This is a genomic window from Paenibacillus sp. cl141a (assembly GCF_900109305.1).
In the GTDB taxonomy this organism is placed as follows: domain Bacteria; phylum Bacillota; class Bacilli; order Paenibacillales; family Paenibacillaceae; genus Paenibacillus_AQ; species Paenibacillus_AQ lautus_A.
Genome location: NZ_FNZO01000005.1, coordinates 422,700 through 441,324 on the forward strand (window position 1 = coordinate 422,700; position 18,625 = coordinate 441,324).

At 53.6% G+C, this 18,625-nt stretch carries 16 protein-coding genes; 1 reads left to right on the forward strand and 15 read right to left on the reverse strand.

Going from position 1 to position 18,625, the window contains the following annotated elements; genetic code table 11:
• Positions 1 to 18: 18 nt before the first annotated feature.
• The 8 genes from htpG to BMX45_RS17230 form a co-directional block, all read right to left on the reverse strand.
• Positions 19 to 1,896: a molecular chaperone HtpG gene (gene htpG, locus BMX45_RS17195; RefSeq protein WP_090910733.1), complete on the reverse strand. Its 1,878-nt coding sequence runs from the start codon at positions 1,894 to 1,896 to the stop codon at positions 19 to 21.
• A gap of 222 nt (positions 1,897 to 2,118) precedes the next feature.
• The gene (locus BMX45_RS17200) at positions 2,119 to 2,727 is read right to left on the reverse strand and encodes a YqeB family protein (protein WP_254778112.1); all 609 of its coding nucleotides are present in this window, start codon (positions 2,725 to 2,727) and stop codon (positions 2,119 to 2,121) included.
• Positions 2,728 to 2,796: 69 nt separating this feature from the next.
• Entirely contained in the window at positions 2,797 to 3,396 is a 600-nt protein-coding gene (locus BMX45_RS17205; protein WP_090910734.1) for a TetR/AcrR family transcriptional regulator, read from the reverse strand.
• A 170-nt stretch (positions 3,397 to 3,566) separates the two neighbouring features.
• Positions 3,567 to 3,764 carry a hypothetical protein gene (locus tag BMX45_RS17210; RefSeq protein ID WP_090910735.1) on the reverse strand — a complete coding sequence of 66 codons (198 nt, stop codon included), beginning with the start codon at positions 3,762 to 3,764 and terminating at the stop codon, positions 3,567 to 3,569.
• A gap of 20 nt (positions 3,765 to 3,784) precedes the next feature.
• A complete protein-coding gene (locus tag BMX45_RS17215; protein ID WP_090910736.1) occupies positions 3,785 to 4,993 on the reverse strand; it encodes a hypothetical protein in 1,209 nt (402 codons plus the stop codon).
• Positions 4,990 to 5,457 carry an RNA polymerase sigma factor gene (locus BMX45_RS17220; protein ID WP_090910737.1) on the reverse strand — a complete coding sequence of 156 codons (468 nt, stop codon included), beginning with the start codon at positions 5,455 to 5,457 and terminating at the stop codon, positions 4,990 to 4,992. The genes BMX45_RS17215 and BMX45_RS17220 overlap by 4 nt, the downstream gene beginning before the upstream one ends.
• Before the next feature lie 379 nt (positions 5,458 to 5,836).
• Positions 5,837 to 6,793, reverse strand: a complete 957-nt coding sequence (locus BMX45_RS17225; RefSeq protein ID WP_090910738.1) for an NAD-dependent epimerase/dehydratase family protein — start codon at positions 6,791 to 6,793, stop codon at positions 5,837 to 5,839.
• Between the two features lie 123 nt (positions 6,794 to 6,916).
• The gene (locus BMX45_RS17230; protein ID WP_090910739.1) at positions 6,917 to 7,435 is read right to left on the reverse strand and encodes a TetR/AcrR family transcriptional regulator; all 519 of its coding nucleotides are present in this window, start codon (positions 7,433 to 7,435) and stop codon (positions 6,917 to 6,919) included.
• 249 nt (positions 7,436 to 7,684) lie between these two features.
• On the opposite strand from BMX45_RS17230, the gene BMX45_RS17235 reads away from it, so the two are divergent.
• A complete protein-coding gene (locus BMX45_RS17235; RefSeq protein WP_090910740.1) occupies positions 7,685 to 8,155 on the forward strand; it encodes a DinB family protein in 471 nt (156 codons plus the stop codon).
• Positions 8,156 to 8,276: 121 nt separating this feature from the next.
• On the opposite strand, the gene BMX45_RS17240 is transcribed toward BMX45_RS17235, so the two are convergent.
• The 7 genes from BMX45_RS17240 to BMX45_RS17270 all read right to left on the reverse strand — a co-directional run bounded on the left by BMX45_RS17240 (position 8,277) and on the right by BMX45_RS17270 (position 18,595).
• The gene (locus tag BMX45_RS17240; protein ID WP_090910741.1) at positions 8,277 to 9,008 is read right to left on the reverse strand and encodes a nucleoside phosphorylase; all 732 of its coding nucleotides are present in this window, start codon (positions 9,006 to 9,008) and stop codon (positions 8,277 to 8,279) included.
• A gap of 1 nt (position 9,009) precedes the next feature.
• On the reverse strand, positions 9,010 to 9,684 hold the full coding sequence (locus tag BMX45_RS17245; RefSeq protein WP_090910742.1) for a sulfite oxidase-like oxidoreductase: 675 nt from the start codon (positions 9,682 to 9,684) through the stop codon (positions 9,010 to 9,012).
• A 91-nt stretch (positions 9,685 to 9,775) separates the two neighbouring features.
• A complete protein-coding gene (locus tag BMX45_RS17250; protein WP_009594395.1) occupies positions 9,776 to 10,699 on the reverse strand; it encodes an ABC transporter permease in 924 nt (307 codons plus the stop codon).
• Positions 10,683 to 11,750, reverse strand: a complete 1,068-nt coding sequence (locus BMX45_RS17255) for an ABC transporter permease (protein ID WP_090910743.1) — start codon at positions 11,748 to 11,750, stop codon at positions 10,683 to 10,685. Before BMX45_RS17255 ends, BMX45_RS17250 begins: the two co-directional genes overlap by 17 nt.
• Positions 11,750 to 13,243: an ABC transporter ATP-binding protein gene (locus BMX45_RS17260; protein WP_090910744.1), complete on the reverse strand. Its 1,494-nt coding sequence runs from the start codon at positions 13,241 to 13,243 to the stop codon at positions 11,750 to 11,752. Before BMX45_RS17260 ends, BMX45_RS17255 begins: the two co-directional genes overlap by 1 nt.
• A 69-nt stretch (positions 13,244 to 13,312) precedes the next feature.
• On the reverse strand, positions 13,313 to 14,350 hold the full coding sequence (locus tag BMX45_RS17265; RefSeq protein ID WP_009594391.1) for a BMP family protein: 1,038 nt from the start codon (positions 14,348 to 14,350) through the stop codon (positions 13,313 to 13,315).
• A 393-nt stretch (positions 14,351 to 14,743) separates the two neighbouring features.
• Positions 14,744 to 18,595 (reverse strand): RCC1 domain-containing protein, encoded by a 3,852-nt coding sequence (locus BMX45_RS17270; RefSeq protein ID WP_090910745.1) that lies wholly within the window; start codon positions 18,593 to 18,595, stop codon positions 14,744 to 14,746.
• Positions 18,596 to 18,625 lie beyond the last annotated feature (30 nt).

Consider the following 18,625-nt stretch of genomic DNA (forward strand, 5'->3'; position numbering starts at 1 on the left):
AGTTTTACCTACTACGGTTTACACCATGATTTTGCAAATATCGTTCGTGAATTCCACCGGATCGGCAATCGGCAAGCCTTCGATCAGCAGCGCCTGATTGTACAGCAGATTCGTGTAGAGCTTCAGCTTATCCTGATCCGCTTGCAGCGCCTTCAGGGACTGGAACACCTCATGGTTCGTGTTGATCTCCAGCACCTTGTCGGCTTGGATATCCTGCCCGTTCGGCATCGCCTTCAGGATTTTCTCCATCTCGATCGAGACATCGCCCTCCGTGGACAGGCATACCGGATGGGATTTCAGTCGTTTGGAGGCTTTGACGGACTTCACCTTGCCGGCCAAGAGGCTGCCCATGGCTTCAAAGAGCTCCTTGTTGTCGCTCTCCTCGGCTTCATTCTCCTGTTTGTCGGCCTCGGAATCGATGCCGAGATCCCCGCTGGATACCGATTTGAATTCCTTCTCCTTGTATTTCATGAGCATCTTGATCGCAAACTCGTCGACATCGTCGGTAAAGTACAGGATTTCATAGCCTTTGTCCAGCACCATTTCGGTCTGCGGAAGCTTCTCGATCCGGTCGATGGAGTCGCCGGAAGCATAATAGATATATTTCTGATCCTCCGGCATTCTTGACACGTACTCATCCAGCGAAACCAGCTTCTTCTCCTTGGAGGATGTGAACAACAGCAGGTCCTGAAGATCTTCCTTGTTCATGCCGTAATCGTTGTAAACGCCAAATTTCAGGCCTCGGCCGAAGGATGCGAAGAATTTCTCGTAATTCTCCCGCTCGTCCTTCATCATGCCCTGCAGCGCGCTTTTCACTTTGTTCTTGATGTTCTTCGCGATCAGCGTCAGCTGGCGGTCATGCTGCAGCATCTCGCGGGAGATGTTCAGCGACAGATCCTCCGAATCGACCATCCCTTTCACGAAGCTGAAGTAGTCCGGCAGGAGGTCTCCGCATTTGTCCATGATCAGGACGCCGTTGGAATAGAGCTCAAGCCCTTTTTCGTATTCCTTGGTGTAATAATCGAACGGCGTATTCTCGGGAATGAACAGAATCGCGTTATATACCACGGCACCATCCGCTTTGACGTGAATATGTTTGAGCGGTTTATCGAAGCCGTAACGCTTCTCGTTATAGAAGTTGACGTAATCTTCGTCCGTCAGCTCGCCTTTGTTCTTGCGCCAGATCGGCACCATGCTGTTGATGGTCTGCTCTTCCTGGACTTCCTCGAACTCGTTCTCGGCATCTGCCTTCGGACGCTGCGTTTTCACGTCCATTTTGATCGGATAACGGATGAAATCGGAGTACTTCTTAATGATCGCTCTTAGGCGATATTCTTCCAAATACTCGTCATACTGATCGTCTTCCGTATTTTCCTTGATCTTCAGCACGATCTCGGTTCCGACGGAATCCTTCTCGGCCGGCGTAATGATGTATCCGTCGGCGCCTTCGGACTCCCATTTGTATGCCTCGTCGCTGCCCAGGGCACGGCTCGTCACGGTAACGACGTCGGCCACCATGAAGGCGGAGTAGAAGCCCACGCCGAATTGGCCGATGATATTGTGTCCGTCCTTCGCTTCATTCTCGCTCTTGAATGCAAGGGAACCGCTCTTCGCGATGACGCCGAGGTTATTCTCAAGGTCTTCCTTGGTCATCCCGATCCCCGTGTCGGCAATGGTCAGCGTGCGGTTGGCTTTATCCGCGGTAATCTTAACGTAGTAATCCTCTTTATTAAAGGTCAGGCTGTCGTCGGTCAGCGCTTTATAATAAATCTTGTCGATTGCGTCGCTGGCATTCGAAATCAGCTCGCGCAGGAAAATCTCGCGCTGCGTATAGATGGAGTTGATCATCATCTCGAGCAGCCGTTTGGATTCAGCTTTAAACTGTTTTTTCGCCATGAAAAAATCTCCTTTCCAATCTGAACGAGGTTTCTTTTAGCACTCTTTACAACAGAGTGCTAACACTTCTTCTATTTAAACATGTACCAATTTTTGATGTCAATATGTTTGGAGACTTTCATGGAGCACATCCCGGCTAAACTTCAATCGATGAAGCAGAGGATGATGAGATCATGTGAGCGAGCATGCTGCATCTGACGAACCATCGCGCTTACGATGGCGTCATGGCTTCTGCCCGTGCTGACGCCAATATTGTCTTTTTCCGTCATCGCGCACGGTGATGCCCAGCTTCGAGAGCTCCCGGCGCAGATCATCCGCGTCCTCTCGATCCTCGTTCTTGATGGCCTTCTCCCGTGCCAGGAAGAGCGCGTTCATGCTATGCGTGAGTTCCGGCGAATCGGCAACCCATCTGACGTAATGATCGGCGAACGGATCGCGGTCTCTCCAGGAGTAACCGTGCCGCTTGAAGGCTTCGGCCACCGTTTCCCGCTTGGCTTCGGGTTTCTCGCGATAGAGCTCCTCCCCTTCGTTGCCCAGGAGGACCAGCTGCTTGCCGTCCATAAAGGCAGCGGAAACTTCTTCTCTCGTAAAGGTTTGTTCAGCTTCATGAATGCGGAGTGTAATCTCCTTGTCCGACAGGCGAACCGCAAGGCTTTCTTTAATGGCTAAGTGAGAGAGCACCGTCCCGGCAAGCAGCCCCACGACAGCGGTTACGATAACAACCCATGGGCCCTGGATGGATGCGATCAACTCCAAGGGTCCTTGAAATGGTACCCAAGACAGGCCCGTTGCCCAATCCGCAATCGCAGGCAGAAACCAGCCGACCACCACCTAGGCGGCACCGCCCATATCAACATACGGTCTGCCCATGATAATCCGAGATCACTGTATTCCCTCTCGTTATTCAATGGCATCCGCTCCTTTCCTGAGAACGCTGTTCACCGCTTCTTTCCAGACCGCTTGATAGTCCAGCGGAATCTCCATCATGATATAACTCGTGATATTATCGATGACCAGAGCCAAAACATAGGCCTTGGAATCCGCATGCTGACGATCGACGACCCCGAAGTCGACCCCCAGCTTCATGAATTCCCGAAAGCCGTCCAGGAACGATTGCTGCATGGCAGCTACCCGCTGGCCGTAATTGGCATTCCGGTTTGCGGTCAGCATGAACTCGCTCAATAGGCGCATCACCGGCACGAAGGCTTCTTCCTCCTCGGGAAACATGCGCAGCCCGCCCTGGTACAGCTGCTCTGCAAAGTTAAACTCATCTAGCCCGGTCAGGGAGAAATAATGATCGAAATGATAATCGCTGAACATGTATTCAAAGACCCGCTCCACCAGTTCATCTTTGGACACAAAGTGATAGTAAATCGACGGTTTCGTAATGCCCACTTCGCCGGCAATCATCGCCAGGCTGGTCTTCTCGATGCCATGTGTCGCAAACAATCCGATGGCAGCCTCGACGATTTGCTGCGAGGTTAAATCCTTCTTTTTCACGCTGTCATCCGCCCCTTTTTTTACCTACCGATAGGTAAAATTTTAAGATGGATGAGGAAGGATGTCAATGTTTTTTAACTACCGGTAGGCAAAAAAACTAAAAATCGTCGATGCTTATCGCATCGACGATTCATAAGAATTAGGATTTGTAGCTTAACCGGCTCAACCGATTAAAGCATTCTTCTTCCCATCATGATGATGGTTTCAAGCAGCGCCTTCCACTTTCCTTCGACCGTGCGTGCGGTCTTTGCGGCGTGGGCCGCTGCATTGCGTTTCGAGTGCAATTTCGTTGCCATCCGGCATCGTTCTAGTTCCTGACGGAGATCGCGAACATGCTGTTTGGCAATATCTTCATTATTGATATTCATGTTTCATTCCTCTTTTCTTTTTATAGCGACAACATTCCGACATTACCAATACCTGCAAGCTCTTCTTCCGTCCCCTTCACTATAATACTTCCATTGTTTGCCCGAAGGTAAGGGTACAAAATGCCTTTAATTCTTTTTTCCCCTACAACGACTTCGCCGAAGAGATCCAGGGAGGACATCGAAGCCTTAATGTCTTCCTCGGTGACGTCATCGTCAAAGGTCAGCATCCCGTCAACAATGAAGCTCGCCGGCTGTCCCAAAGCCGCCAGCTGATCCCTCGACCAGGTCTCCTCGCCGCTGATGAACACAAACAGCCGCTCATAACTTACGATTTCCGTATTCAGGTTGGGGCAGCGCTCCCAGACCAGATCTTCGATGGCTTCGCCGCAAATGATGAACGAAGTGGACTGTATCTCCGACACAGCCTGGCTGAAGGCGTCCCGGGTCACGTCCGCCTCGAGAATGAGCGGCTTATTCGTGTAGAGCTTATGGCCTTTAAATCGCCGTACGCTTCTTGCGTTTAGCCGTAGCGGTTTGGTTACATACTCGAATCCTGCCGGGATCACCTCGACCAAGCCGTTGATCTTTTTCAATTTATCGTAGAAATAAGGGGATTGATGTTCATGGATAATTGCCTTGCCGTTGACTTGGATCTTTTCAATCCGGGCCGAGAACTGCTCCATATCCAGCTCCTTATCCAGATGAACCATGCCGTTCAGGACCAGCTCCATAGGCTCGCTGCTGGAGGCCAGGTATGCATTGTTCAACTGCACTTTCCCGGACTCGAACCGGGGTTCGTATTCGTAAGCGTGAATCTCCGCGCTGGCGCCTCCCACTTTGAGGAGTGCAGAGGTAACCGCAGCAGCCAGATGCCGGGGAGCATAGACCTCGCCGTTGACCACCAGGTGCAGCGTGCCGTTCTGGAATGCTTCAAGGGATACTCCCTTATCGATGATGACCGTGCCGTTAACGAATACGCGGTCCGGCTGCTCCAAGAGCTGAAAATATTCCTCGTTCAGCCGCAGCGTGCCGCTATAATACCGGTGTCCCTCGGGGATTTCAATCGTCTTGCCGATATTGCCTGCGTTTTTCAACAGGGTGAGGAGGTGTGCCGTCTCTGCCCGGTATATCACAAGGCCCACGTTTCCGATCCGTTCGATGCTTGCTACGGTTTCCTCCGTGGCCTGCGTAAGATCCAACATCCCTACATTCTCGATGATTCTGCTCATTTCATATCTTCCTCCCATAGTTTTCTCAATTTTTTGATGGCGGTTTGCAATTTGTAACGAACCGTGGCTGCCGGCATACCCAGCTGCTCACCGATTTCCTGGCTGGACAGCCCGAGCCAAAAGCGCTTAAACACGATATCGCTCTGCGATTTAGGCAAACGGGCGAGCCATTCCGTCATTTCTATATTGCGGCTTGAAACGGGGAGCTCGGCGAAGTCCAGATCATCCTCCCACGATATGAGCCGCTTCTCCCGGCGGCTAATATCGATCATGCGATTTTTGACGACTCTGAAGAACCAGGCCTTTTGCTTGTGAAGGGGCAGCGCTGCCAGGTTCGGCTCCTTGATGGCCTTCATAAAGGCATCCTGGACCAGATCATCCGCTTCATAAGCATGCTTGGCGATGGATCTGGCATACCGCTGGACATCGTCCTTCAGGTTTTCATAGAGATCACATACTTGCATTAGCCAACCTCTCACTTTTCGTTTTGTCTTTTCTGTTAATATAACGTTTGGGCAGCAGAAACTGATGGATATTCTCGAAAATTATTTTTTAGCCAATCAAAAACACGCCAACCGTCTTCGCGATCAGCGTGTTTATGCGTATGAATCCCATATGGAGAACAGCACCAGCAGTACGGCTGCTGCGCAGCAAGAGCGAGTGCCTTGAACTTCATATCGAACGCATCTCTTCCTTCATGCTTGCATCCTCCTTCTATTGAGACGACAACTCAAGTGAGAAATCATTTATTTTATTATTGATTGACCAATTAATAATCTACCGAAAAAGTCCCTTCGCATTTCATGATATCGCTGCTGCGCGACTCTTTATGGCTTCCGCTGCTCATGCCCGTTTTTTCATTAAACTCCTCATGGTCGCCGCAATCGCCTGCTCATGAGGCGTCCATTGAATCGGACCGATCAGACGCTCGTATTTCTCGCCGCTCAGCACCAAAGGCTCCTCGGTCAAATACAGCATCTCAACCACCTCTTTCATCACCGGATTGAATAACCCGATCAGGGAGAGCCCGATTCGCCCGAGCGGCATTACCGCCTTGCGCTTTCCGGCAGCCTGCTGCGCAATCCGCACCAGCTCATGGCCTGAAATCACGCCCGGTCCGGGGATATGCCAGTTCTGCCCATAGGACTCCTCTCTCTCGGCAATCTCTACGATCATTCGGGCGGCATCCGGCAAATAAACGTATTCTCGGGGAACGTTCATGTTGCCGATGAAAGCCGTTGGCTTCCCGGCCGCAATGGCTTCCATCGTGACGGATAAATAGGATGCCTGCGCGGAAGGACCATAGTAGTCGGGCAGCCTTACGATAAGAGGGTTTGCTTCATGCCAGCGCGACGAGAAGATCAGCTGCTCGTAGGCCAATCTTATTTTGCCCTTACGGGTATGCGGTTTTTTGGGATGCTCCTCCGTTGCCTTTTCCATTAAGCGTCTGCCATAAGGATAGATTCCATCTACCACCACAACCCTGGTCCCCAGCTTCTCTGCAGCCGTCATGACCGATTCACCCAGTGGCAGCAGCCTGGACTCCATCTCGTGGTAAGGAATGTTCGCACTGTGAAAAATGACGTCGGCCCCTTCCGCGGCTCTGCGGATATCCTCAGGTTTAAAAGCATCTCCCGTTTCCAGGGTAAGCAGAGGAGAATAGTCCAACTGCTCAGCCAGCTCATTCAGCTTCTTAACGGAACGGCCGAAGGCTACGGTTTGAATTCCACGCTTCACCAGTTCCGCCGTCAGCGGGGCGCCTACGCCACCTGTCGCACCCAAAACAATCGCTTTTTTCATCATCAATCTCTCCTCATATTCAAAATAATTGATTGATCAATCACAATTGATTAAAAAAGAAATGCCCTTTCTCCACCGCGCACAACCTTATGCAGTACGCGGTGCGGCACATCGACGCGCGCCTTATCTTTTGGGCATCATATTCGGCATATCCATCGCCATGGCTACATTGCACAGCATCCCCCGGGCCAGAAAATCGGAGGTTTTCTTGTCGGCATCCTCGAATCCCGCTTTCACGAAAGCATGCTGAACCAGGTCCTTCACCTCGTTCATTCCCTGCTGCATCGCTTCGCGGATGGGCGCTTCCTGGATCGTCTGCGCCTGCATCTGCAGCAAGATTTCGCTGCGATGGGATTGCACAATCCCTTCGTACGCCCGGATCAGGCCCGTCTCCAGTTCCTCCGGAGCAGCGGAATCGATCACCCCCTGAAATGCCTGCACGATGCGCTTCCAAGAGACAGTCAGCGATTCCACGAGCAGCGATTCCTTGGTAAAGAACCGATAGACGTAAGGCTGGGATATCGCTGCCCGTTCGGCAACCTGAGCGGTGGTCGCGCGAAAGTATCCGATCTCTGCAAACACTTCGATTGCTGCTGCCACGATTTCATTTCGCCGATTCGCAGAGGTTGAAGCTCTTGCCATTCAACCCACCTCCTCTCACTCACTCATTCTTCATTTCATTATTGATTGACCAATCACTAATTGAACTAAGTATATACGGTCCGTTTTCCTTTTGCAACTGCTTTTTTCCAATTATTGAATTCAACACCTGGGCATAGCTTGCGCATTGGGAAGGAATCTGCTATCTCTTATCGAATGTTATATGAACCGCGAATAAGGCGGGCGCCTATTCCAAGACTTAATTCTGTAATCGATCAAGGAGGATCAACCATGAGTCATGAAGGTCAACAGCAATTCGAACGATGGCATAGACACCGTACAGTCTTGCTTCAGCTGCTGCAGGACGTACAGAGCGAGCATTTGGATTATAAACCGTGGGATCATGCCTATACCTTGGGCGGATTAGCTGTTCATATTGCGGCAACCTCGGATATGTTCCTGCGTTCCATCCAAAACGGCTCGTTTTCTCCACCCTCGATTTCCACCAAATTCGAGACCATCGACGACATTCGAAATATCGTGCAAGGGTCGACCGAATCGACTACGGCCCTTTTTGCCGAATTGTCCGATAGCCAGCTTGAGCAGCCGCTCGACTTCAATGGGTTCACAGCGCCCGGCAAAGTGTGGCTAAGCAATATGGTCGACCATGAGATCCACCATAAAGGGCAGTTGTTTACTTACGTGCGGGCTGTCGGAATCGAGAAGGTTCCTTTCTTCACGATTCAGCCGGCTAAGCAGTAATAACAAGACACGGCTGGAGTTGCTGTCTTAAGTTATCAAAAGGAATTACATCTTTCTCAAAATAAAAAGCCGGATATCCTACAGCTCACGCTCAGGAAATCCGGTTTTCTTCTTTCCCTGGTTAGCCTTGCTTCGCCAGCTTCACCACGGCCTGCAAAGCGGTGTTAATCTCGCGCTCCACCGCGTCGGCAACCACGTTTGTGTTCGGATCGTACTCGGCCGCGAGGTCGGCGTCAGCAAAGCCGTCCATGGCGACAATCGCGCCGGCGCGAACGCCGCGGATCGCCGCAACGACGTACAGCGCCGCAATTTCCATCTCGACGCCGAGCGCGCCCGCCGCTTTATATTTCTGGTGCGGCACTTCCTCGACTCCGTTAAAGAACACGTCCAGCGTGACGGTAATGCCCTTGCGCACGACGCCTTCGCCGATCGCAAGCGCGGATTCGTACAACGACTCCGCCACCTGGCTGTCCGCAACCGCCGGAAAACCGTCCGGTACCAGCTGCTTCGTCAGACCGTCCGTACGGATCGCCGCGGTGCTGACCACAAGGCTCCCCGCAGGAGTGTCCGCCCGATAAGACCCGGCGGTGCCCACGCGAATCAAGGTCTTCGCGCCCGCGCGGATCAGCTCCTCGAAGCAAACGGCCGCTCCCGGGCAGCCGACGCCATGGCTGGTTACCGCCAGTTCAACGCCTTCATACGTCCCCACGAAAGTGCGGTACTCGCGGCTGAATGCCAGCTCGCGCGCATTTTCGAGCTTACGGGATATCGTCTCCGCGCGTTTCGGATCGCCGCAGACGATCACAAATTCAGGTATATCCTCTGAGTTTACTTGCAAAATAGGCATCAACATATTAGTCAAACTCCTTACGTGTCCATTCGTCTTCGGGTATATCCAGCGCTTCGCCGCTAAACCGCTCTTCCTTGAACGGGTCCGCTTCGTTGTGGAAGCCGTTGCGTTCCCAGAAGCCCGGGCGGTCTTCCTTCATAAACTCGATGCCGCGCAGCCACTTGGCGCTCTTCCAGAAATAGCGGTGCGGCACGACCGTGCGCAGCGGCCAGCCGTGCTTGTCCGTCAGCGGCTCGCCGTTGAAACGATAGGCCAGCAGCACATCGTCACGGAGCAAATCCTCGATCGGTACATTCGTGTCATAATCGGGATCGGCGTGAAACATGACGTATTTGGCATCCGGCTTGATCTTCAAGCCCGCCAGGAAATCCCGGAACAGGATGCCCTCCCATACCGTATCGAACTTGGACCAGCGCGTAACGCAGTGAATGTCGGTGTTCACGGTTACCGTTGGCAACGCCAGAATATCTTCATAGGTAAAGGTCCGCTCCTCTTCGACTTCGCCGAAAACCCTGAGGGTCCATTCCGACATGTCGTAATGGGGAACCTCCCCTTCATGCAAAATCGGGAACTTCTCGGTCAGCGTCTGCCCCGGCGGCAGCTTGGCCCGCTGCTCATCGGTCAGGTTGCCCACCGCTACCGGCTTCATTTTTTTCAAACGTTCTGCTTTTTTATGCACCAACTTCATCTCCTTTACGCTTGATCGCTTTCGCATCCGCTTATCGACGGGATGACTTCCATCACAGATTGTCGCGACGCGGCATACGCGCCTATCTGGAGCTGGATCCCTGCTTCAGCGCGTCCTGCTGGAAGCTTTTATCCTTAAAGAAGAACATCGCCAGAATCGTTACGACGTAAGGCAGCATCTGCGTAAAATGCGTAGGCAACGCCAGCCCCTGGAACCGGATGCTGAGTGCATCCATAAAGCCGAACAGCAGGCTTGCCGCCGTTACCCCAAGCGGACCCGATTGACCCAACATCGTGGCGACAAGCGCGATAAAGCCGCGGCCGGCCGTCATGCCTTCCGTAAACATCGTCACCTGTCCAAGCGACAGCTGCGCGCCTGCAAGCGCACATAACACGCCGCTCGCGAGCACGGCTCCATACTGGTACCGTCTTACACGGATGCCCACGCTTTTGGCAGCGAGCGGATTCTCGCCGGCAGCCAGAAAACGGAAGCCGTTCTTCGTGCGATAGAAATAATACCACATGAGGCCCGCAATCAAAAACGACAGATACACCAGCGGCGTCAGGCCCGCCAAAATGGGACCGATCACCGGAATATCCTCGATAATCGGAATGTTCCATTTCGGCAGTCCGACCATCGTATTATCATAAAATGCACCTTTCACATCAAAAATAGCCCGCAAGCTGAATGTGGTCAACCCTGCCGCCAGCGCATTCATCGCGATACCGACCACGATGACGTTGGCCTGCAGATTAATGCTGAGGTAAGCAAAGATAAAGGAGAAGATCGACACGATCGCAATCGCAAACAAAATCGCGTAAAACACGTTGCCGAAAAAGTGGTTCCCCACCACGGCTGCGAACGCCCCCAGCAGCATAAAGCCTTCCAAACCGACGTTGAACAATCCGACGCGCGAACACAGGGCACCGCCGAGAGCCGCAAGCAGGATCGGAGTGAGCACGCGGAGGGCCGAGTTGATTAAAGCAAGGTCAAACAGCTGTTCCATCGGATTTGTTCCCCTTTCTGCGCTTCAGGAAGCTGTATGTGAATCGGGCGGAGATAAACAGAATCAGCACGGCTTGGATGATCGCTCCTACCTCAAGCGGCACTTCCGTATTCCGTTCCACGCCCATGCCGCCCGTCTGCAGCGCGGCCAAGAAAATCGATGCAATCAGCGTACCGATCGGATGCGATCCTGCCAGCAATGCTGCCATGATGCCCGTCCAGGCATAGTCGGCCGTAGATAACGCACCATCGATATAACGATACTGGGAGCCCAGAATTTCAACGGCCCCGCCAAGTCCGGCCAAGCCGCCGCTGAAGAACATCGCGCCAAGCATCATCGGACCGCGCTTAACCCCGCCGAACAGGGCAAACAGCGGATTGCCGCCTAGCATCCGTACTTCGTAACCGATCACGGAGCGCTTCAACAGCACGAATATAATCAACGCGGCCAGCACCGCGAGCACAAAGCCGACATGCAGCGGCATGCCGGAGATCAGCTTCGGCAGCCAGACGCTGTTATCGAGCATTTCGGATTGCGCCATCGCGGCCGAACCCGAGCGGTCCTTCAGCGGATAAGCGACCAGATAACCCGCAAACAATACGGCCACATAGTTCAGAAGCAGCGTGGAGATCAGCAGGTTCACCCGGAACCGGGCATCAAAATATCCGGCCATCACCGACCATAATCCACCCGCGATCACACCCGCAAGGATGGCAGCGAGACACACCAGCCAGCCGGGACCCGGCATATACAATCCGACCAACGCGGCGGAAAGCGCGCCAAACACCATTTGTCCTTCCGCGCCTAGGTTAAAGAAGCCTGCACGGAAGGCAAACGCAGCGCCCAGACCGATCAGAATGATCGGGGTCGCGCGGGACAGCGTATTCGTAAAGAAATACATCCCGCCGAAGGCACCCTTCCACATCTCCGCGTAGGTCTGCAGGATATCGCCGCCGGCAATCATGATTGCGATGGCTCCGGCAAGCAGCCCCACAAGGATGGCGGCAATCGGCTGGAGCAGCGGAAGCGTAAATTTAGTCCATTTGTTCATTACAGTGTTCCCCCCGCCATCAGCAGTCCCAATTTCTCTTCTGTCGCATCCTTCGCCGACAGCTCGCCCGCGATCCGGCCTTCATACATGACCAGAACACGGTCGGACAGCTTCAAGATTTCCGTTAATTCCGACGATACCAGCAAAATTCCCGTGCCCTCTTCGCGCCGCTTGAGCAGTTCGCCATGAATCGTCTCCATGGCACCGATATCGACGCCTCGCGTCGGTTCCGCCGCGATCAGGAACGGAGTTCCCTGCTCCAGTTCCCGTGCCACGATCAGCTTCTGCAGATTGCCGCCGGACAAATACTGCGTGCTGGTCTCCAGAGAGCCCGTCTTGATGGAGAATTTCCGAACCCATCCGGATACAAGCGTACGAATGTCCTTCAGTTTAAGGAATCCGCCCTGCTGCAAACGTCGTTGGTGCCCCATAAGCCCGGTATCCATCACGGTTGCCGTTCGATTGGCACCCCATACGTAGCGATCCTCCGGGATATGGGCTAACCCGTGCTCCCGTATTTCTCTTGTCGACATGCCGGTAACGTCCTTGCCCGACACGGCAATCCGCCCGCTGTCCGGCTGAGCCAGGCCCGAGATCACTTGAAGCAGCTCGGATTGCCCGTTGCCTGAAATACCGGCAATCCCGACAACCTCGCCGGCCCGTACCTCCAGGTTTACGCCGTCCAGAACCGGCTTGCCTTTCGTACCACGGATCGAGACGTCCGATACTTCCAGCACCTTTTCGCCTGGCGTGATCGGCTTGCGGTCCAGTTCCATCAGCTCGCGGCCGACCATGAGACGGGAGAGCTGGTGGGCATCGGTGTTCCCCTTCTCCACCACGCCCGTGACGGCACCGTCACGGAGCACCGTAATGCGATCGGCCACGTCAAGGACCTCGTTCAGCTTATGACTAATCAGGATAAAGCTTTTTCCCTGTTTGGAGAGCTGTTTAATGGCATCCAGGAGCTCCTGCACCTCGAGCGGCGTCAGCACGCCCGTCGGCTCATCCAGAATGATGATTTCGGCTCCCTGATACAGCACCTTCAATATTTCAACCCGCTGCTGCACGCCGGGGGCGCTGCTGCTTACGGTGGCCCGCGGGTCGACCTTCATGCCGTATTTTTCGCAGAGTCCTTCCACGATCTTCACGGCTTGTTTGCGGTCAAACCCGGCACCCGAGCCCGGCTCATTGCCGATCACGATATTCTCGGCGATCGTAAACGTAGGAAACAGCATGAAGTGCTGATGTACCATGCCGATTCCGCCTTGAATCGCGTCAAGCGGGCTTGCAAACGAAACTTCCTTGCCATTCAGCCGAATCGTACCCGAGGTTGGCTGCTCCATCCCGTACAATATCCGCATCAGCGTCGTTTTGCCTGCACCGTTTTCCCCGACTATCGCATGTACCTCACCCGCGCGCAGCGAAAAGTCAATGCCGCGGTTTGCGCTGAACTCGCCATACTTTTTCGTAATATTGTCCATCTGGAGTAGCATCGAGTCATGCCTTCCTTTCGTTTCTGAATGAAAGACCGACTGCCCATGTGCAGCCGGTCCTGGTAAGAACTAATTTTGTTCCAATGCGTTCGTTACTTTAATCTTTCCGGCGATGATATCGTCGGAAATCACCTTAAGCTGATCCACGATGTCTTGTCCAATGAATGGGTTAAGCGGCGTTTTGCTCTCATGCGTAACGTAAGTGAGACCTACGGCGCCTTCTTTCAGGCCGTAATCACGAATATCGAAAGTATAGTTGCCCTCTGCAAAATCTTTCACCGTTTCGTATACGACAGCGTCGGTACCTTTCAACTGCGCGAGCACCACATGCTCAGGCTCGGTGTTGTCCGTATCTTGTCCGGAAGTGTAGAAGCCCTTCTCTTTCGCTGCTTCGAACACGCCCAGATCGCCAACGGCGGACATGCCGGCTACGAAATCCGCGCCTTTGGAGTTCTGCAGGAGCGCTAGCTCCTTCGCTTTTGCCGGATCGTCGAATCCGCCTACGAAGTTAACGAAAATTTCGATGTTCGGATTGACCGATTTCGCGCCTTCCTCAAAGCCGGTCATATATTTATGCATAATCGGAATGTCGTTGGCCACAACGTTGCCGACCTTGTTCGTTTTCGTTGCCAATCCTGCCGCCGCCCCCAGAAGATAAGCAGCCTCATGCTCACGGAATCCGACGCTGCGGACGTTCGGCAAATCCACGACCGTGTCAATGATCGCAAACGGCACGTCCGGATTCTCCGGTGCAACCTTCTTCAATGCATCCTCCATCTGGAAGGTGGATGTGATAATCAGATCGTACTTCTCGGCAACCGCCGTGCGGAGGTTCTGCTCGATCGAAGCAGGGTCTGTCGATTCAATCGTTTTGACTTCAACGTTGAAATCGGCAGCGGCCTTTTGCAATCCTTCGTCCATCAGGGCAAAGAATGGATTCACGCCGATCTTCTCAGGAAGAACAAGTGCAATGCGTTTCTTATCTTGAGATCCTTCGGAACCGCCATTAGCTGCACCACTGTCAGTAGACTTATCATCATTGCCGCAACCTGCAAGCAATCCAACGGATAATACGAGTGTTAATAGAATTGACCATGTCTTTTTCATTTCCTGACCTTATCCTCCTAAGTGAGCACTTTTTATACTATTATCCTATGGTATAGACAAGCAGATGTCAAAACAAAAATTTTAGCGTTTTATGTAGTTTAATGTGTTTTTTAGCAAAATTTTGGTGGAAAACTGCGCATATCACAGAACATTACCTTGTCAAAATGTCGATAATGTTCGGAAATTGCCAACATTTGATCAAACACTTCCGGCATGGATCCGGGATGAAAACGCATTATTTTCAAATTCCTGGCATTACGCAAACCTGGATTCTCTCTATTTATATAAAAAAGGATGCCGTTAGGCATCCTCGCTCTTGCATGATTTCTATTTAGATGAAGCAACATACGAAATATTGAATTTCTTCAGCTCCAGCCTGCTTCCACCACCGATTCAATCGATCAGCTCTGAACCTTTCAATAACCGCTGCAGCATGACCGCTGCTTCACCGCGGGATAACTTCTGGAGCGGCTTAAGCCCTGCGCCCGATCCCAGGACAATTCCTTGCTTCACAAGGGCCGCCGCAGCCGGTCTGGCCCAGTCGGACAGGACTTCACGGTCCTGGTAAGGGGAGAGGATGGCTGCCGCCTCCATCTCATTCACTGCACTCGCTATTCCCGCCAGCTCCATCACTCTCGCCATAACCGCTATGGCCTCTTGACGCGTGATGCCTTGGGCCGGCCTGAATTGTCCGTCCTCATACCCCTGAAGAAACCCATACTGCACAGCTTGCGTTATGACGCCGTTATGCCAGTCCTCTGCGTCAACATCCCGAAAAGCAGGAACTCCGTCCTGCACCTCATCCAAACCGAGCGCCCTCACGATCATGGCAGCAAACTCGGCACGGCTCACTTGGGCATTCGGCGCGAAATGAATCGCCGCGGGCTGATTCGCGTTTGGGTCTGTTCCACCCTCGACAAGTCCGGTTCCGTTCAGGATCATTCGCGAAGCAAGATCGCTCACCGCATCCTTGGACCAGTGGAACGATACATCAGCAACACGCACTTGATGAGAGATGAAAGCAACCGTACCTGCTGTTAAACGATGCAGAATCGCCTCGCTGCTTCCGTCCTCCTTCAGCTCGAAACGCGTCGGGATCGGGTGGAAGCTGCCGTTCCGATCCAGCAAGACAGCCGTTGTCATACGGTCCGGCACTCCCTGCGGCCAAATGATTCGCTGCTTCATATATTGCGGGAATGGATCTAACTGCAGTACCGTATCCTGAACTTTAGCCGTGATTTCAAACTCGATAGGCAAACCGATAAGCGTAATGCCGGATTGCAATGCGGCCTTCTTAACAGCCTCTACCTTGGCAGCGTCGCTGGCAGCCGTCGTCAGGGTTACCGTAATTTGATCCGCGGCCGGCAAATCCATGCTTCCCGGCGCCTGCCAGCGCGATGATGCCATCACGGCCGCAGGAACGTGGAAATGACCAAGCGCCGATCGGATTTCAATGGCGCCCTGCTTGGCTTTAAGCAGGTCAAGAGCAGCTCCGTTTGTTTCCAGGGAGACCTGATCCGCAGGCCGTGCCAACGCGATGACGATTACCGGATTGTAGTCCACTGTCTCTAAACGGGCTTCCAGCTTAGCCGTATCCAGTTTCATCGATACGACGGTATGTCCATTGGCCTCATGGAACAAACCTGTAACCATCCCTTCCTGTGATTCATCGTTTATCGTAACGTTGACGTCCACTCTATTCGAAGGTGCGGCATTGCCCGATGGGCCCGGTATAGCCGATCCTTGGCCGGAACCTCCTGGCGACGAACCTTCCGGCTCTTCAGGCGTCCCGCCACTGCCTCCGGATGAAGCTCTAACCAATGTCGTTCTGTATTTCATATGCTGGCCGTCAGGCGCCGTCACCATAACCTCGATGACCTGGCTGCCTACGGCGACGGGGAAGGAAGGGCTCACCTGGCCGGAGAGGAGATCCATCGGCCCCCATACCAAATTTCCGGCCTCGCCGTACACGCTGGCCGTTACCGTCGCCCTCGCATCATATACCTGTGCCGTTACCGTGAGGCGATCCGTATCGCTGGCTACCTGCGCTTTGTAATCATAGTGATCTCTGGCAAACTCAGGGCTCAGCGCTACTTCTCCGCTCGACGAACGCAGCGACAATGCTTGCAAATCAGCGTCGTACGCCGGAGACTCATGTTCCCTGACCGTAAAGCTCCAAGCATCCGCCCCCTGAATGCCGGCAAAGCCGGCACTTGAATGGTTACCGGTAAAAGCACCCGGCTCGATCTCGACGTAATAGGACGCCCCCTCATCAAAATCATTCAGCGGATCTATGCTCGCCGCGTTCCCGAGAATCGTGACGCTCCCTGCATCGGAGGCATCGACGGTCTCGACGACGCGATGATCTGAGGCAAGCCTAATCGTAATCGATTTACCGGATACCGCTGTCACTTCTTCATTAAAGACAACCTGCAAGATTACATCTTTTTCCACGCCGACAGCCTGGTGGGACGGCGTGTAAGATAAGGCCTTAAGCTCGGTCGGTGCCTGGATCGCCTTCCATTGGGCAAACAGCTTGACGTCCCCCGTACCGAATATAAGCTTGCCACCGGCAGGATAATCGATTCCGCTTCCGTCGGCCTCCGTATTCCAGCCGTCGAAGATATGTCCATCCTTGCCCAGCTGCCCCGTATTGCCCGCCACGACCGCTTCGTCGCCTCTGGCAAACAAACCGCTGCTTACCGGAACATTCCCTTCAGTGTGTCCGTTGCCGTCATAGGTTAACGAGTAGACTTGCGGCCATAGGGTTGTCACCTTCAGCATGCGGTATGCGCTTTTCCTGCCGACGGCATCTTTGACCATGACGTTAAAATAATGATCCGTCCCTGCGGCAAGCCCGTTCACCACCATCCCGGTTTGATCCGCCGCGTAGCTTCCGACGGGCTTTCCATTCCTCTCCATTTGGCTGACGTCCCCGATATTCGGGCTGGCGGACGAATATAACAAATACTGCAATTCGTGCTGCTCCGTCATATTGTCCGAGGCTTTCGGCCATTCCAATGCAACGGAGTCTGACGTGATGCTGTGCGGATTCAGGCTCCCACTGCCCGTATCCGGGGACGTCGTATCCAGCACAGCTTTAGTCAGGGTAGGTATTCCCCTTGTATTGTTGTACGTCCCGTCTCCGATCTGTCCTCCGGAGTTATAGCCCCATCCCCAGACGGTTCCATCCTGCTTCATGGCAACGCTATGAAAGCCCCCGGCAGAAATTTCACGAACATGCTTGATCCCCGGTACAGGGACCGGAATGAGGCTGGAAGCATTCGAGCTTAGGCCCAGCTGCTGTTGACTGTTATCTCCCCAGCTCCATACGTTTCCTGCCCGGTCCACTGCAAGGCTGTGATAACCTCCACCTGCAACGGCAACGATATGCTGCAGGTTTCGAACCTGCACCGGTCTCGTCCGGTGCGTTCTCGTACCGTCGCCAAGCGTACCATACTTGTTATTTCCCCATGCCCACACGGTGCCGTCTTGTTTAATGGCTAAACTATGGGAACCGCCGGCGGCGATCGCCATGACGTCCGTCAGCCCGGCAACCTGTACCGGAACGTATCGGTCCGTCGTCGTCCCGTCTCCAAGCTCCCCGCTTTCGTTCACGCCCCAGGCCCATACGGTGCCGTCCGATTTTAAGGCAAGACTGTAGTATCCTCCAGCCGCAATTGCCGTCACATCGCTTAGACCAGTAACCAGAACCGGGGAGTTTTGTTGTATGGTCGTTCCATTTCCCAGCTCGCCGTTGTCATTCTTCCCCCAAGCCCAAACGGTGCCGTTCTCTGAAAGCGCCATGCCGTGATAGGCCAATCCGCCCGATATTGCCTTGATCCCGCTCAGACCCGGAACTTGCGCGGGCGCGTTCACATTCGTTATCGTTCCAATCCCTAACTGTCCGTTCTCGTTTGCTCCCCAGGTCCATACCGTTCCATCCTGGCGGAGCGCCATCGAACTGCGGACGCCGGAGTGAATGTCAATGACATGGTTCAAATTCTTCGCCATGACCGGAGTCGTCCGGGTCTTCCAAGTGCCGTCGCCCAGCTGCCCCCTGTCTCCGTATCCCCATGAGTAAACTTCACCGCTGCTTACGAGCGAAGCGGTATGATAGTACCCGGCTACAAGCTTTGGTGCAACGGCCGCAGCCGCAAGGGCTTGCCGATATCCCAATAACCCATCCAGCTGCAGCAGCAGCAAAGCCGCACACAGCAGGATTTTTCCTGAACGCCTTAGCATAATCTCCTCCTTCGTTTCATCAGCGTTATG

Bases quoted from the DNA above. Each gene is read 5' to 3' on its own strand.
- BMX45_RS17230 (WP_090910739.1), bottom strand. From the start codon at position 7,435: ATGGCAAGAGCTTCAACCTCTGCGAATCGGCGAAATGAAATCGTGGCA.
- BMX45_RS17225 (WP_090910738.1), bottom strand. From the start codon at position 6,793: ATGAAAAAAGCGATTGTTTTGGGTGCGACAGGTGGCGTAGGCGCCCCG.
- BMX45_RS17220 (WP_090910737.1), bottom strand. From the start codon at position 5,457: ATGCAAGTATGTGATCTCTATGAAAACCTGAAGGACGATGTCCAGCGG.
- htpG (WP_090910733.1), bottom strand. From the start codon at position 1,896: ATGGCGAAAAAACAGTTTAAAGCTGAATCCAAACGGCTGCTCGAGATG.
- BMX45_RS17250 (WP_009594395.1), bottom strand. From the start codon at position 10,699: ATGGAACAGCTGTTTGACCTTGCTTTAATCAACTCGGCCCTCCGCGTG.
- BMX45_RS17270 (WP_090910745.1), bottom strand. From the start codon at position 18,595: ATGCTAAGGCGTTCAGGAAAAATCCTGCTGTGTGCGGCTTTGCTGCTG.
- BMX45_RS17260 (WP_090910744.1), bottom strand. From the start codon at position 13,243: ATGCTACTCCAGATGGACAATATTACGAAAAAGTATGGCGAGTTCAGC.
- BMX45_RS17235 (WP_090910740.1), top strand. From the start codon at position 7,685: ATGAGTCATGAAGGTCAACAGCAATTCGAACGATGGCATAGACACCGT.
- BMX45_RS17240 (WP_090910741.1), bottom strand. From the start codon at position 9,008: ATGTTGATGCCTATTTTGCAAGTAAACTCAGAGGATATACCTGAATTT.
- BMX45_RS17255 (WP_090910743.1), bottom strand. From the start codon at position 11,750: ATGAACAAATGGACTAAATTTACGCTTCCGCTGCTCCAGCCGATTGCC.
- BMX45_RS17215 (WP_090910736.1), bottom strand. From the start codon at position 4,993: ATGAGCAGAATCATCGAGAATGTAGGGATGTTGGATCTTACGCAGGCC.
- BMX45_RS17265 (WP_009594391.1), bottom strand. From the start codon at position 14,350: ATGAAAAAGACATGGTCAATTCTATTAACACTCGTATTATCCGTTGGA.
- BMX45_RS17210 (WP_090910735.1), bottom strand. From the start codon at position 3,764: ATGAATATCAATAATGAAGATATTGCCAAACAGCATGTTCGCGATCTC.